This window comes from Streptomyces sp. Y1 (assembly GCF_041053115.1).
Taxonomy (GTDB): domain Bacteria; phylum Actinomycetota; class Actinomycetes; order Streptomycetales; family Streptomycetaceae; genus Kitasatospora; species Kitasatospora rubellomurina.
In genome coordinates this window covers 8032802-8046933 of sequence record NZ_CP163445.1, presented here as the reverse complement: position 1 = coordinate 8046933, position 14132 = coordinate 8032802, and the positions used below count along the sequence as shown (strand labels likewise).

The 14132-nt window shown below is 73.3% G+C and carries 12 protein-coding genes and 1 riboswitch; of the genes, 8 read left to right on the top strand and 4 right to left on the bottom strand.

Going from position 1 to position 14132, the window contains the following annotated elements; translation table 11 throughout:
• Positions 1-21: 21 nt before the first annotated feature.
• Positions 22-423, bottom strand: a complete 402-nt coding sequence (locus AB2U05_RS35105; RefSeq protein ID WP_369185505.1) for a VOC family protein — start codon at positions 421-423, stop codon at positions 22-24.
• 93 nt (positions 424-516) lie between these two features.
• Here AB2U05_RS35105 and AB2U05_RS35100 point away from each other — a divergent pair, with 93 nt between their 5' ends.
• Both AB2U05_RS35100 and AB2U05_RS35095 read left to right on the top strand, forming a co-directional pair.
• The gene (locus tag AB2U05_RS35100; RefSeq protein ID WP_369185504.1) at positions 517-1506 is read left to right on the top strand and encodes a helix-turn-helix transcriptional regulator; all 990 of its coding nucleotides are present in this window, start codon (positions 517-519) and stop codon (positions 1504-1506) included.
• Positions 1507-1782: 276 nt separating this feature from the next.
• The gene (locus tag AB2U05_RS35095; RefSeq protein WP_369185503.1) at positions 1783-3045 is read left to right on the top strand and encodes a hypothetical protein; all 1263 of its coding nucleotides are present in this window, start codon (positions 1783-1785) and stop codon (positions 3043-3045) included.
• Positions 3046-3155: 110 nt separating this feature from the next.
• Here the strand turns inward: AB2U05_RS35095 and AB2U05_RS35090 are convergent, their stop codons facing one another.
• On the bottom strand, positions 3156-4064 hold the full coding sequence (locus tag AB2U05_RS35090) for a LysR substrate-binding domain-containing protein (RefSeq protein WP_052707115.1): 909 nt from the start codon (positions 4062-4064) through the stop codon (positions 3156-3158).
• Between the two features lie 269 nt (positions 4065-4333).
• On the opposite strand from AB2U05_RS35090, the gene AB2U05_RS35085 reads away from it, so the two are divergent.
• From AB2U05_RS35085 to AB2U05_RS35060, 6 genes are all read left to right on the top strand, one after another.
• A complete protein-coding gene (locus AB2U05_RS35085; protein ID WP_045692491.1) occupies positions 4334-5011 on the top strand; it encodes a FadR/GntR family transcriptional regulator in 678 nt (225 codons plus the stop codon).
• The gene (locus AB2U05_RS35080) at positions 5008-6447 is read left to right on the top strand and encodes an amino acid permease (RefSeq protein ID WP_045692490.1); all 1440 of its coding nucleotides are present in this window, start codon (positions 5008-5010) and stop codon (positions 6445-6447) included. The genes AB2U05_RS35085 and AB2U05_RS35080 overlap by 4 nt, the downstream gene beginning before the upstream one ends.
• A 42-nt stretch (positions 6448-6489) precedes the next feature.
• Positions 6490-7506, top strand: coding sequence for an asparaginase (locus AB2U05_RS35075; protein ID WP_045692489.1), 1017 nt, complete (start codon positions 6490-6492; stop codon positions 7504-7506).
• Positions 7507-7595: 89 nt separating this feature from the next.
• The gene (gene aspA, locus AB2U05_RS35070) at positions 7596-9005 is read left to right on the top strand and encodes an aspartate ammonia-lyase (protein WP_045692488.1); all 1410 of its coding nucleotides are present in this window, start codon (positions 7596-7598) and stop codon (positions 9003-9005) included.
• 156 nt (positions 9006-9161) lie between these two features.
• A riboswitch (M-box (ykoK) riboswitch) is annotated at positions 9162-9338 on the top strand.
• Positions 9339-9689: 351 nt separating this feature from the next.
• Positions 9690-11036 carry a CBS domain-containing protein gene (locus AB2U05_RS35065; protein WP_369185502.1) on the top strand — a complete coding sequence of 449 codons (1347 nt, stop codon included), beginning with the start codon at positions 9690-9692 and terminating at the stop codon, positions 11034-11036.
• Positions 11033-12340 carry an NRAMP family divalent metal transporter gene (locus AB2U05_RS35060; protein ID WP_244178604.1) on the top strand — a complete coding sequence of 436 codons (1308 nt, stop codon included), beginning with the start codon at positions 11033-11035 and terminating at the stop codon, positions 12338-12340. The genes AB2U05_RS35065 and AB2U05_RS35060 overlap by 4 nt, the downstream gene beginning before the upstream one ends.
• A 126-nt stretch (positions 12341-12466) precedes the next feature.
• Here AB2U05_RS35060 and AB2U05_RS35055 read toward each other — a convergent pair whose 3' ends face one another.
• Both AB2U05_RS35055 and AB2U05_RS35050 read right to left on the bottom strand, forming a co-directional pair.
• Complete coding sequence (locus AB2U05_RS35055) at positions 12467-13000, bottom strand: GNAT family N-acetyltransferase (RefSeq protein ID WP_369185501.1); 534 nt, start codon at positions 12998-13000, stop codon at positions 12467-12469.
• A 99-nt stretch (positions 13001-13099) separates the two neighbouring features.
• Positions 13100-14068 (bottom strand): GlxA family transcriptional regulator, encoded by a 969-nt coding sequence (locus tag AB2U05_RS35050; RefSeq protein WP_369185500.1) that lies wholly within the window; start codon positions 14066-14068, stop codon positions 13100-13102.
• Between the last annotated feature and the right edge of the window lie 64 nt (positions 14069-14132).

The following is a 14132-nucleotide window of genomic DNA, read 5'->3' as shown; positions in this document are numbered from 1 at the left end:
GGCGAGCGGCTGTGCGGGGCGTCAGCGGGCGAACTTCGCGATCGCCTCCGGGGTGACGGGGGTGAAGAAGTTGACGAGGTTGCCGTCCGGGTCGCGGAAGAGCAGCGCCCGGTTGCCCCAGGGCATCGTGGTCGGCTCGTTGACGAAGTCGGTGACGAAGCCGGTCAGGTTCCGGTGGACGCGGTCCACGTCGTCGACGAGGAACTCGGTGATGACGCTCTGGTTGTCGGCCGGGCGGGCGGAGCCCGGGGCGAACAGCGGGACGGTGCGGGTGCCGGCGATCGCGAGGGTCGCTCCTCCCCCGGTCCTGAGCTCGGCGAAGTCCTCGGTGAACCATGTCGCCCGCAGGCCGGTGGCCCGCTCGTAGAACTCGACGAGGCGCGCCACGTCGCCGGTGATGATGCGGATCGAGACGAAGTCCATGGGAATCTCCTTGGCCGTGCCGGTGCGGTACACGTCGCAGACTAGGAGGATTAGCGGACAGAACCGGTCCGGTATTCGCGTTAGGCTGCGGCCATGCCCCGACCCACCGGCCGCGTCCTGACCCTCCTGGAGCTCCTGCAGTCGGGCGGCACCCGGACGGCCGCCGAACTCGCCGACCGGCTCGGCGTCGAGGAGCGCACCGTGCGCCGGTACGTGGAGCAGCTGGTCGACCTCGACGTGCCCGTGCAGTCGCTGCGCGGCCGCTACGGCGGGTACCGGCTCGCCCCCGGGTACCGGCTGCCTCCGCTCATGCTCAGCGACGACGAGGCGCTGGCCGTGCTGCTCGGGCTGGTCGCCGGCCGCCGGGCGGGGCTGACGACGAGGGACCGCACGGCGAACGAGACGGCCTCGGCGAAGATCCGGCGGGTGCTGCCCAAGCACGTGGCCCGCCGGCTCGACACGGTGCTGGAGGCCCTGGCCTTCACGGACCGGCCCGGCGAGTTCGACACCCCGGACGCCGGGCTCCTGCTGACCGTCGCCGACGCGGTGCGCCACCGCCGGCCGGTCTCGATCCGCTACACCGACCGCGGCGGACGGCTCACCGAACGCACCCTGCACGCGTACGGGATCGTCGCCCATGCGGGCCGGTGGTACGTCACGGGCGAGGACCCCGGGATCGGCGAGGACCGGACCTTCCGGCTCGATCGCATCGCGGACGCGCGGACCCTGCCCGGCTCGTTCGACCCGCCGGCGGGGCCCGATCCGGCGCAGCGCGTGGTGTCGGGATTCGCCACGGCCGGGTACCGGTACGAGGTGACCCTGCGGATCCACGGGACGGTCGAGCAGGTCCGCGCGCACCTCCCCGAGGCCGTCGCGAGCGTGGCGGAGCACGAGCCCACGGCCGGTCAGGACCCGTCGGCCGAGCGCTGGTTGCGGGTCGAGCTGCGGGTGCAGCAGCTCGACTGGCTGCCCCGGACGCTCGCCGCACTCGACCGGCCGTTCGTCATCGAGCGCCCCGACGAACTGCGCGACCTCGTCCTCGCGCTCGCCGAGCGCCTCACCTCCCACGCCCGCCGGGTCTGACGGCCCGGCATCATCCGGTGTGCGGCCCGGAGACGACCCCGGGGCCGTTCGCGACGTCGCGTCAGGTACCCGCGCACCTCCCCCTCCTGAGTGCCCGTCACGCCCCTAGGCCAGAGGTCCCGCCCTGCTCCCGGGGCCCCGCCGCATCCGCACGTGTGCGGACTTTCGGTGGGCGACAAGTCCAGAAGTGATCGGATTTGATCATACAGCTCGCGCAGGGCAGGCTCGGTGCCGCACAGTGGCGGATCCGCCACGGTCCGGCACGGAGGGAGCCGCATGTCCGGGACCCAGCACCACACACCGACCGCGCACGTCGTCGTCGGGTACACCCCCCAGGAGGGTTTCGTCGCCGTCCAACTCAGCCCGCCTCCCGCGGAGTACGTGTGGCACGACCGACAGGCCGCGCACGACCGGGAGCGGTTCGGGCCGGGCAACGGGTACCAGCAGTGGCTGGCCGTCGACCTCCGCACCGGCGCGGTCTGGTTCGGGGACACCGACTGGCGGACGCGGGACGAGGAGGCCGCTCCGCGGTTGCCGGGGCACCGGAGGGCGGAGGTCGGTGACGGCGCCCTGCCGTGCCCGGCCGTGTTCGCCCACCCGCTCCCCCACCGCACCACCGACGAGCGGGGCGGCGAGACCTGGCGCTTCTTCACCGTGGAGGAGCTCTACGCGCTGGCGCGGCGGATCCTGCCGCTGGTCCAGCGGGTGATCGGCTCGCTGCACCGGGTCGGCCCCGCCGCGGACCTGGAGTGGTCCGCCGAGGCCGCGACGGCCTGGAGCGATCTCGAGGAGGCCTGCCGCCACACGCTCGACGCGTCGGGAACGCCGGTCTGGCCCGTCCCCCGGATGAGCCCGGTCCCGGGCTGGCGGGTCGAAGTGGCGGGCTTCCTCGCCCGGAATCCGGAATTGTGCGATCCGGCGTGGGCGACGGCCACCGACGCCGAGCTGGACGCCTACGCCGCCTACGAACCGGATTCCGGCTACGGCGGCGTTCCCGGGCGGGTGTGCGCCCCGGCGGGCGTCCGGATCGAGGAGGGCTACGCCTTCTACGGTCACCGTGCGGCCCTGTACGCCTGCCGTGCGGCCGCCTGCGGCGACCGCACGCCGGTCGAAGCCGGGGTCTGGCTGCACACCAGCGACGCCGGGCGGAGCAGCTGGGAGGGCGCGAAGGTCGTGGGAGCGAGCCTCGCCGACGCCACCGACTGCGTGTTGGACCACCTCGCCGAGACGTTCCGCCGCGCCGCGGCCGACGACGGCGTGGTCCTCACCGGTCTGACGGCCCACCTGCGGCAGCAGCGGGCCGAGGAACGGACGGCGATCGACGAGACGCTCGCCGCCACGGGGGAGGAACTGAAGCGCCTGGAGGAGTTGCTCAAGGAGATCCGGCTGGTCCGGAACACCGTGCTGACCCGGGTCCTCAGCTGGACCGACGGACGGGACGACGAGGCGATCGCCTGCCTCGCGTCGCTGTCGCCCGCCGCCGTGGCCGAGTGGCGCGAGCGGCTCACGGCCGACCGGAGCGACCCGACCGAGGGGTGACCGACGCCGTCACCGGCCGGGCCCGGCCGGCCCGCCCGCCCCAGCCGGACGGCGGCCCGGCTCGACCCGGCCCGGCCCGGTCGCGGATCCGTCGAGGCCTCGGCCGCGCCTCAGGACAGCGCGGCCGACGCCTGCGCGGCGAGCATCTCCTCCAGCGCCAGCAGGGCCCGCGGGGCGTGCCGGGTGTCGATGCGGACGGTGTAGATGAAGCGCGTCAGCTCCGGGTCGGCGAGGGGGCGCGCCACGATCCGGGGGTTCCGCGGCGGGAGGGCCAGCTGCGGCATGACGGCGACGCACAGGCCGGCGGCCACGAAGCCGAGCACCGTGTTGAAGTCGTCGCCGTCGTATTCCAGACGGGCCTGGAAGCCCGGCGTCTTGGCCATCTGGGCGAGCAGCTCCAGGCGCAGCGCCGCCTCCGGAGCCGCGATCCAGGTCTCGGAGGCGAGACTGGCCAGGTCGATGACGTCCCGGTCGGCGAGGTGGTGGTCGGCCGGGACCACCGCCACGACCGGGTCCCGCGCGACCAGCGTGCGGCGCAGCGTCCGGGGCGGTGGCAGCGGGATGAAGTCGTAGTCGTAGCTGAGGGCCAGGTCCATGTCCCCCCGCTTGAGCCTGGTGTAGCCGGCTTCGGGTTCCACCTGGGAGAGGCTGACCCGCGCGTCGGGGTAGGTCGCGTGCAGCCGTGCCAGCGCCTGCGGGACGATGCCGGCGGCGGCGGAGGCGAAGGCGCCGAGCCGGATCCGTCCGGCCGTACCCGCGCGGATCGCGTCGAGTTCGGTGGACGCGGCGGCCAGGGCGCTCCGGAGGCGCTGTTCGGCGCCGAGGAGGACCTCGCCGGCCGCAGTGGCGCGTACGGGGTGGCGCTCGATCACTCGGAGGCCGGCGCGGCGTTCGAGCTCGGCGATCTGCTGCGAGACGGCGGGTGCGCTGTAGCCCAGCTCGCGGGCGGCGGCGTTGAAGGAGCCGTGGCGGACCACGGCTTCGAGGGTGGCGAGCAGCCGGGGGTCGAGTCTCTGCACGGTGTTAAGGCTCGCTTATCTGTCGCGAAGATGTCTTTTCTTGTGCTTAAGCGTGAACAGCAGCAGGATTCTTGCTCGCGGCCCGGATGCGCAAGCCTCCGCCGCCTGGTCGGTACGCGGCCGATCCCTTCCCCCCGTCGTGGGGGTCGGCCGCGCCCGGCCGCCCCGCGCACGGACTCCTTGACAGCACCGCTCCGGACCCCGAGGATCACCCCGTGAACCTGTCAGACAGCCAGACAGCAAGTGGGATCCCTCGGCGCGTGAGCGCGATGGAAGCGGTGTTCGGCCACCTGCGGAGCGCGATCGAGCGCGGCGAGTACGTGGTCGGCGACAAGCTCCCCTCCGAGGCGGAGCTGTGCCGCACGCTGGAGGTCAGCCGGCCCGTGCTGCGGGAGGCGCTCCGGGCCCTGCAGGCCATGGGCCTGACCGTGTCCAAGACCGGCAAGGGCACCTTCGTCGTGGCGAACACGGTCGAGGACCCCACCTTCGGCGACTACGCGGCCAGCGACCTCCTGGAGGTGCGACGGCACGTCGAGATCCCGGTCGCCGGGTACGCGGCGCTGCGCCGCACCCCGGAGGACCTGGACCACCTGGGCCACCTGCTCGACCGGATGGAGCGGGAGACCGACACCACCGCGTGGGTCGCGCTGGACACCGTCTTCCACCTGGCGGTGGCCGAGGCCTCGGGCAACCCCGTGTTCCGCCGGGTCATCGAGGAGATCCGTGACGCACTGGCGCGTCAGTCGACCTTCCTCAACGAACTCGGCGGTCGGCGCGAGCAGTCCAACTGCGAGCACCGGGCGATCGTCGAGGCCCTGATCGACGGTTCCGAGCCCGACGCGGTCGAGGCGATGTCCCACCACCTCCACCGCGTGGAGGCCACCCTGACCGACATCGTGCGCCCCCAGCGCGCGGACACTCCGAGAGAAGGCAGAGCCGAGGCGTGAGCGAGCAGTTCCTCAAGGACGAGAAGCGCCCCACGACCCGTCACACCGACGCCGGCGACACCGGCTACAGCAAGTCCCTGAAACCCCGGCACGTCAACATGATCGCCATCGGCGGGGCGATCGGCACCGGACTGTTCCTCGGCGCGGGCGGACGCCTCGCCGACGCCGGCCCCTCCCTGTTCCTGGCCTACGCCGTCTGCGGCGTCTTCGCCTTCCTCGTCGTGCGCGCGCTCGGCGAGCTCGTCCTCTACCGCCCGTCCTCGGGCGCCTTCGTCTCGTACGCCCGGGAGTTCCTGGGTGAGAAGGGCGCCTACACCGCGGGCTGGATGTACTTCCTCAACTGGGCGACCACCGGCATCGCCGACATCACCGCCGTGGCCACGTACGCCCACTACTGGCACCTGTTCTCCGACATCCCGCAGTGGGTGATCGCGCTGATAGCCCTGGCCCTGGTGCTCACCGTGAACCTCATCTCGGTGAGAATCTTCGGCGAACTGGAGTTCTGGTTCGCGATCGTCAAGGTCAGTGCCCTGGTCGTCTTCATGGGCATCGCGATCTTCCTGCTCGTCACCCGGCACCCCGTCGACGGTGCCGTGCCCGGCCCGGCCCTGATCACCGACAACGGCGGGATCTTCCCCAACGGGCTGCTGCCGATGCTGCTGATCATCCAGGGCGTCGTCTTCGCCTACGCCTCCGTCGAACTGGTCGGCGTGACGGCCGGGGAGACCGAGAACCCCGAGAAGATCATGCCGAAGGCGATCAACTCGATCATGTGGCGGGTGGGCCTGTTCTACGTCGGCTCGGTGGTGCTGCTGTCGATGCTGATGCCGTGGAACAAGTACACCTCCGGCCAGAGCCCGTTCGTGACCGTGCTGTCCCACATCGGTGTCCCGGCGGCCGGCAGCGTGATGAACCTGGTCGTCCTCACCGCGGCGATGTCCTCGCTCAACTCCGGCCTCTACTCCACCGGCCGCATCCTGCGCTCGATGGCCGTCAACGGCTCGGCCCCGCGCTTCACCGCCCGGATGAGCCGCAGCCAGGTGCCGTACGGCGGCATCCTGCTCACCAGCGGCATGTGCGTCCTCGGCGTGGGCCTCAACTACGTCGTCCCCGCCGACGCGTTCGAGATCGTGCTCAACCTCGCGGCCATCGGCATCATCGCCACCTGGGGCATGATCATGATCTGCCACCTCTTCTTCTGGCGGAAGACCCGGGCCGGCGAACTGACGCGCCCCGCCTACCGCCTGCCGGGCTCGCCGTGGACCGAACTCGTGACGCTGGCCTTCCTCGCGACCGTCCTGGTCCTCATGTACGCGGACGGCGGCGCCAGCCGCACCACCGTGCTGTGCGTACCGCTGATCGCCGCCGTGCTGGTCGCCGGCTGGTTCGCGATCCGCGGCCGGATCGCCCGCGCCGCCGCCGGGTCCGACAGCTGACACCCGCCGACCAGCAGTGACCCACCTTCGAACGAGGCAGTGATGCACAGACCCTCCCCCGCGGACGCACCCCCGATCCGCGAGCCCCGACACGCCCCCGTCGCCCACGTGACCCGCGGCGGCCTGATCGAGGGCGTCCACCACGGCTCCGTCGTCGTCCTCGGCGACGACGGCGAGGTCCGGTTCCGGCTCGGCGACATCGAGGTCGCCTGCTACCCGCGATCCGCCCTCAAACCGCTCCAGGCCGTCGCCATGGTGCGCGCCGGGCTGCCGCTGGACGGCGAACTCCTCTCCCTCGCGATGGGCAGCCACTCCGGCGAGGAACGCCACCTCGCGGGCGCCCGGCGGATCCTCGAACTCGCCGGTGTCGGCGAGGACGAGCTGCGCAACGTCCCGGACCTGCCGTACGACCCGGTCGTCCGCGACACCTGGGTGCGCGAGGGCCGGCCGCCCTCCCGGCTCGCCCAGAACTGCTCCGGCAAGCACGCCGCGATGCTCTACCTCTGCCGGCTCAACGGCTGGCCCCCGGAGACCTACCTCGACCCCGCGCACCCGCTCCAGCGGGCGGTCGCCGAGGTCGTCGAGGAGCTCACCGGGCAGCGGTCCGCGCACGTCAGCGTCGACGGCTGCGGCACCCCGCTGTTCGCCGTCTCCCTGCACGGCCTCGCCCGCGCCGCCGCCCGCATCGCCACGGCGCCTCCCGGCACCGCCGAGGCCAGGGTCGCGGACGCGCTGCGCACCCATCCGGAGATGGCCTCCGGGACCGGACGGGACACGGCCGCACTGATGCGCGCGGTGCCCGGACTGCTCGCCAAGGACGGCTTCGAGGGCGTCCAGATCGCCGCCCTGCCGGACGGCCGCGCCGTCGCGGTGAAGATCGCGGACGGCGCGAACCGCGCGCGGATCCCGGTGGCCGCCGCCGCCCTGGCGCTGGCGGGCGTCGACCCCCGCCTGCTGGTGGAGTGCGCCGGCGAGGCCACGGCGGGCGGCGGGCTGCCCGTGGGCAGCGTCCGGCCGGTGCCGGCGCTGACGCCGCAGGCCCTCGCCCACCCCGCGTGAGCGCCGCGCGACCCGCGACCGGCGACCCCGCGACCGGCGACCCCGCGACCACCCGACATCGGAAACCCCAGGAAGAGGACCCGCACACGATGACGACCGCCACCCGCAGCGAGCACGACCTGCTCGGGGACCGCGACGTCCCCGCCGACGCCTACTGGGGCGTCCACACCCTGCGCGCCACCGAGAACTTCCCTATCACGGGCACGCCCATCTCCGCCTACCCGCACCTGATCGACGCGCTGGCCGCCGTGAAGGAGGCCGCCGCCCTCGCCAACGAGGAGCTCGGCCTGCTGGCGCCCGCGAAGGCCGCCGCGATCGTCGCGGCCTGCCGCGAGATCCGCCGCGGCGAGCTGCACGACCAGTTCGTCGTCGACGTCATCCAGGGCGGCGCCGGCACCTCGACCAACATGAACGCCAACGAGGTCATCGCCAACCGGGCCCTGGAGCTGCTGGGCCACGCCAAGGGCGAGTACCGGCACCTGCACCCCAACGAGGACGTCAACCTCGGCCAGTCCACCAACGACGTCTACCCGACCGCGGTCCGGATCGCGACCGTGTTCGCGGTACGCGGCCTGCTCGACGCGATGGCCGTCCTCCAGGACGCCTTCGCCGGCAAAGCCGTCGAGTTCCACGACGTCCTGAAGATGGGCCGCACCCAGCTGCAGGACGCCGTCCCGATGACCCTCGGGCAGGAGTTCTCCGCGTTCGCCGTCATGCTCGACGAGGACCGCAGCCGCCTCGCCGAGGCCGTCTCGCTGATCCACGAGATCAACCTCGGCGCGACCGCGATCGGCACCGGCCTCAACGCCCCGGCCGGGTACGCCGAATCCGCGCGCCGCCACCTCGCCGCGATCACCGGGCTGCCCCTCGTCACCGCGGCCAACCTGGTCGAGGCGACGCAGGACTGCGGCGCGTTCGTCCAGATGTCCGGCGTGCTCAAGCGCGTCGCCGTCAAGCTGTCGAAGACCTGCAACGACCTGCGGCTGCTGTCCTCCGGGCCACGCGCGGGCTTCGGCGAGATCAACCTGCCGCCGGTGCAGGCCGGTTCGAGCATCATGCCGGGCAAGGTCAACCCGGTGATCCCGGAGGTCGTCAACCAGGTCGCCTTCGAGGTGATCGGCAACGACGTCGCCGTCACCATGGCCGCCGAGGCCGGCCAGCTCCAGCTCAACGCCTTCGAGCCGATCATCCTCCACTCGCTCTCGGAGTCCATCACCCACCTGAGCGCGGCCTGCCGCACCCTCGCCGACCGCTGCGTCGTCGGCATCACCGCCAACACCGAGGCGCTGCGCGCGAGCGTCGAGAACTCCATCGGCCTGGTGACCGCGCTCAACCCGCACATCGGGTACACGGCCGCCACCGAGATCGCCAAGGAGGCGCTCACCAGCGGCCGGGGCGTGGCCGAACTCGTCCTGGAGAAGGGCCTGCTCCCGGCCGGGACGCTCGCCGGCCTGCTGCGGCCCGAGGTGCTCGCGGGCACCGGCGCCGCTCCGGCCTGACGGCACGGCGGACCCGGAAGCCGTGCCCCGGCGCGCCGGCCTGACGGCGGACCGCCGGGGCGCGGTCAGGCCGGCGCGCGGGTCAGGTCACGCGCGGGTCGGGCTGGCCAATTGGGCTTCGCGCCCGGCCGCGGTCTATCATCGTCGCGGTTTGAACAGACACCTCGTTCGGTGAGGCGTCTTCACGGACACAGGCCACTGATCCGACGACGTCGAGAGACGCCCAGGGTTAGGACAGATCCTCCCGACCTAAGGGTTGATCCGAAGTGGCTTCCGGCCCACCGGGCCGGACACGCCGTGGAGTGCCAAAGCTCTGACGAGTTGGGGTGCGCCGGGACAACGTCCCGGTTCCCCTTGCCGCGCCGCCGCGACACCACTATTCGCGGCCGGGATCGGGAGGAGGCGAAATGGACAGTAGTCCGGGCCATAGTCGGCCCATGACCGTGTTGTCCTCGTCGTCCTCGCCGTCCGTCCGCGGCCTGGGACAGCCTCTCCAACCCTGACCTCGTCGGCCTTGCCGCCCCGCCCGTCCCCGTCCCGCGTCGCCGGAACAGGGTGCCCCGGTGCGCGAGGAGCCCGCGTGCTGCTGTGGTCAGGGCCGGACAGGCGTGTTCCGGGCTGCCCGTCGCCCCGTTCCCGCCGGGGCCCCAGGGGGTGTTCCTCGTGGCTACCGCCACTTTGCTCATGTCGGCCACGGCTCGGCTGCGCGACCGCAAGGTCGAGGTCGCACGCCGCGCCTGCGCCACCCGAACCGTCCGGGACGCACTGGTCTCCGTCGCCGGGCTGATCGGCGGCCCGGTCACCAACCAGGCCGGTGAGGAGGTCGGCCGCGTCGTCGACCTCGTCGCCCGCCTCTACGGACCCGACCCCTACCCGCCGATCACCGGCCTGATCATCCGAATAGGCCGCCGCCGCGCCTTCGTCCGCGCCGGCAAGGTCGAACGCGTCCTCACCGGACAGGTCCGGCTGCGGACCGCCCGCGTCGACCTGCGCGAGTTCAACCGCCGCCCCGGCGAGGCGCTGCTCGCCCGCGATGTGATGGACCACCAGCTGGTGGACGTCGACGGCGTCCAGGTCACCCGCGCCGCCGACCTCTACCTGGCCCCGCTGGCCGACCGTACCGTCCTGGTCGGCGTCGACGTCTCCCTGCCCACCCTGCTGCGCCGCCTCGGCCCCCGCCGCTGGCAGGTCCGCCCCACCCCCGACCGCGTCCTGGACTGGCAGTCCGTCGCCCCGTTCGGCGAGCAGGCCACCCACGGTCCCGCCGAGGTGCGGCTGCGTGCCTCCCGCTCCGCCCTGCACCAGCTGCGCCCGGCCGACCTCGCCGACATCCTGGAGGACCTCGGCCGCCACGAACGCCAGCAGCTCCTCGGCTGGCTGGAGCCCGAGCACGCCGCCGACGCCCTGGAGGAGATGGAACCCGCCGAGTTGGAGAACCTGCTCCGCGAAGTCCCGCCCGAGCACGCCGCACGCCTGGTCGACGAGATGGAACCGGACGAGGCCGCCGACGCCCTGCGCGACCTCGACCCCGGCGAGCGCGAGACCCTGCTCGCCCGGATGCCCGCCCCCGAGGCTGCCGAGCTGCGCACCCTGCTCACCCACCGCGAGGGCACCGCGGGCGGCGCCATGACCACCCTGCTGGTCACCGCCCGCCCCGCCCAGACCATCGCCCAGGTACGGGCGGAGCTGGCCGCGCAGGCCGAACACCGCACCGACATCGACGCCGTCACCGTGATCGACGAGGACGGCCGGCTGCTCGGCGACCTCCCGCTGTTCGACCTGGCCGTCGCCGAGGACACCGCTCTGGTCGCGGACCTGGTGGCCTGGCTGGCCCAGTTCGGCCCGCCGGTGGCCGTCCCGCCCGACACCCGCCTCGCCGAGGCCGCCGACCGGCTGGTCGCCGCCCGGGCCAGTTCCCTGCTCGTGGTCGACGACACCGGGCGCCCGCTCGGCCGGGTCCTGGCCGACGACATCCTCGACTCCCTGCTGCCCGAGCGCGGGCGCCTGCACTTCCGGAGACTCCTCAAGTGACCCGCGACCCGGACACCGTCCCCGCTCCCGCCGCCGCACCGCCCACCCCCGCGACAACACCCGGCCGCCGTCGGCGCCTTCGCCGCATCGGCGCCGTCGCCATGGTCGCCGGACCCGGCCTGGTCGCCGCCAACGCCGGCAACGACGCGGCCGGCATCGCCACCTACGCCAGCGCCGGCTCCCAGTTCACGTACGGCACCCTGTTCTTCATGGTGCTGGTCACCGTCGCCCTGGTCATGGTGCAGGAGATGGCCGTCCGCCTCGGCGCCCACACCGGCAAGGGCCTGGGCGCGCTGATCCGCGAGCAGTTCAGCCTCCGCCTGACCGCCCTCGCGGTCTTCTGTCTGCTGCTCGCCAACACCGGCCTGGTCGTCAGCGAGTTCGCCGGGATCGGCGCCGCCTTCGAGCTCCTCGGCATCCCCAAGTGGGCGGTCATCCCGCCCGCCGCCGTCCTGCTCTGGTCCCTGGTGCTGTTCGGCTCCTACAAGTGGGCCGAGCGCATCTTCCTGATCATGTCGCTGGCGTTCTTCGCCTACCCCGTCGCCATGGTCCTCGGCCACCCGAACTGGGGACAGGTCGGCGAACACCTCGCCGTCCCCCACATCGAACCCAGCAAGGACTTCATCCTCCTGGCCGTCGCCCTCATCGGCACCACCGTCAGCCCCTACATGCAGTTCTACGCCGCCGCGGGGGTCGTCGACCGCGGCGCCAAGCCCGCCGACTACAAGCTGATCCGGGCCGACGCCGTCCTCGGCGCCGTGTTCGCCTGCGTGATCAGCCTGACCATCATCATCGCCACCGCCTCCGCCATCGGCGGCACCGGGCCCCTGGAGTCCGCCGCACAGGCCGCCGAGGCCCTCAAGCCGGTCGCCGGGCACGGCGCCGAGCTCCTGTTCGCCTTCGGCCTGATCGGCGCCTCCGCGCTGGCGGGCGCCGTCGTACCGCTCTCGGCCAGCTACGCAGTCGGCGAGGCCGCCGGCGTCGAGCGCTCCGTCTCCCGCAGCTTCCGCGACGCCCCGCTGTTCCTCGGGCTGTTCACCGCCCAGATCGCCCTCGGCGCGATCGTCGCGCTGACCCCGGTCGACGTCATCCAGCTGCTCATCGGCACCCAGGTCCTCCAGGGCCTGATCAGCCCGATCGTCCTGGTCTACCTCCTCGTCCTCACCAACCGCCGCTCCGTCCTCGGCGAGGCCGCCAACAGCCCGCGCTACCGCATCGCGGCCACCGCCGTGGTCGTCGGCGTGGCCGCCATGTCCACCATCCTGCTCGCCCAGACCGTCCTCGGCTGGTTCGACCTCGCCTGAGCCCGCGGCCTCGCTCGCCCGCGGCTACCTCGCCGGACGCGACCACCTCGGCACCGCCGTCGCACTCACCCGCGTCCACGCCGCCACCGCAGCCGCCCGCACGGGCGCGGACGGGCGGTGCTCGGCTCAGTGCTGCCGGTGTTCCTCGGCGAGCAGGCCGAGGACGACCTCGTCCACGAACGCCCCGTACACCCAGGCCGAACGGCGCAGCGTGCCCTCGACGGTGAAGCCCGCCCCGGCGGCGGCCCGGAGCATCGGCGTGTTGTCCGCGAGCGTCTCCAGCTGCAGCCGGTGCAGCCCGAGCACCACGAAGCCGTAGTGGCACAGCACCCGGACGGTGTCCACCGCGAGCCCGCGCCCCCGGTGGCCGGGGCGCAGGGAGATGCCCAGGTGCGCGGTGCGGTTGTGGGCGTCGATGCCCCAGAGCAGGGCCTCGCCGGCCAGCTCACCGGTGGCCGTCTCGACCACGGAGAAGCAGGCGACCTCGGGTGACGGCCCGGAGACCGCGTACGGCGAGTGCGCCGCCCCGGGCGGGACGGGCCGCCACGGCCGGGAGTCGGCCCGCGCGCGGGTTTCGACGTCGTCGTACAGCTCGGCCTGGAGCACGGGGACGTCGGCCTCGTGCCGGGCCCGGAGGGTGATGTGAGCGCCCTGCAACATGACGCATTGGTAACACCGGGGGCGCCGCCTCGGCCACCGATTATCGACCGGCGAGGCGGACGCCCGGGTGGCGCTCGCGGCGTGCGGATAGAGCCTCCGCTACGGCGCGGGAGCGTCGCCGGCGCCGCGGCGCAGCGCTTCGAGGGAGGAGCCGCGGCGCCGGCGGACGAGCTCGCGCAGGGTGCTGACGTTGCGGTAGCCGACCCGGCCGGCGACGGCCTCGGCGCTGAGGGCGGTGGTGCGCAGCAGGAAGGTCGCCTCGTCGAGCCGGATGTCCTGGACGAAGTCCAGCGGCGACTTGCCGAGGACGGTCTGCGCGGTGCGCTGGAGGGTCCGCAGGCTGACGCCGAGTGCGCGGGCGGCTTCGGCCAGCGGGGGCGGGTCGGCCAGGTGGGCGCGGGCCCATCGTTCGAAGGCGGTCATCAGCGGACCGGCCTGGGCGAGCCGGGTGGGCAGGGCGAAGGCGGCCTGCGAGGGCCGGTCGCCGATCAGCAGGTAGCGGGCGACGAGGTCGGCCAGGGCCGGGCTGTGCCGCTGCACCACCCACAGGGCGAGGTCGATGTGGGCGAAGGCGGCGCCCGCGGTGGTGACGGAGCCGTCCTGGACGAGCGTGCGCGAGTCCTCGAGCACGACGGCGGGGTAGCGGGCGCGGAAGGCCGGGCCCAGCCACCAACTCGTCGTGGCGCGCTGCTGTTCGAGCGTGCCGGACTCGGCCAGGAAGAACGCTCCGCTGCAGGCGGCGGCCAGCGCCGTCCCGGCGGCGGCGGAGGCCGCGGCGAGGTCGAGCAGCCAGGCGTTGGCGGGCTCGCGGACCGCCGCGACCACCCGCTCGGGGGCCTGGAAGCCCACCGCCGGCATCAGCAACAGGTCGATTCCGTGCGGGAGTTCGGCGGCCGGGACGGTCGCCAGGCTCAGCCCGTTGCCGGTGCGGACCTGTGGGCCCGCGCCGATCACGGTGACCGAGAACGGCGGTGCGCCGTCGTCCCGCCCGCTCAACGCGTTCGCCGCACCGAGCACGTCCATGATCGCCGAGAGCCCCGAGTCGAAGACGCCGTCGACGGCTGCCATCGCAACACGCATGGCGCAACTCGCGGTCAAGAACCCTTCCTGAGCACTGAGCACCGAACGCGCG

Bases quoted from the DNA above. Each gene is read 5' to 3' on its own strand.
- AB2U05_RS35065 (WP_369185502.1), top strand. From the start codon at position 9,690: ATGTCGGCCACGGCTCGGCTGCGCGACCGCAAGGTCGAGGTCGCACGC.
- AB2U05_RS35050 (WP_369185500.1), bottom strand. From the start codon at position 14,068: ATGGCAGCCGTCGACGGCGTCTTCGACTCGGGGCTCTCGGCGATCATG.
- AB2U05_RS35085 (WP_045692491.1), top strand. From the start codon at position 4,334: ATGGAAGCGGTGTTCGGCCACCTGCGGAGCGCGATCGAGCGCGGCGAG.
- AB2U05_RS35105 (WP_369185505.1), bottom strand. From the start codon at position 423: ATGGACTTCGTCTCGATCCGCATCATCACCGGCGACGTGGCGCGCCTC.
- AB2U05_RS35100 (WP_369185504.1), top strand. From the start codon at position 517: ATGCCCCGACCCACCGGCCGCGTCCTGACCCTCCTGGAGCTCCTGCAG.
- AB2U05_RS35055 (WP_369185501.1), bottom strand. From the start codon at position 13,000: ATGTTGCAGGGCGCTCACATCACCCTCCGGGCCCGGCACGAGGCCGAC.
- aspA (WP_045692488.1), top strand. From the start codon at position 7,596: ATGACGACCGCCACCCGCAGCGAGCACGACCTGCTCGGGGACCGCGAC.
- AB2U05_RS35075 (WP_045692489.1), top strand. From the start codon at position 6,490: ATGCACAGACCCTCCCCCGCGGACGCACCCCCGATCCGCGAGCCCCGA.
- AB2U05_RS35095 (WP_369185503.1), top strand. From the start codon at position 1,783: ATGTCCGGGACCCAGCACCACACACCGACCGCGCACGTCGTCGTCGGG.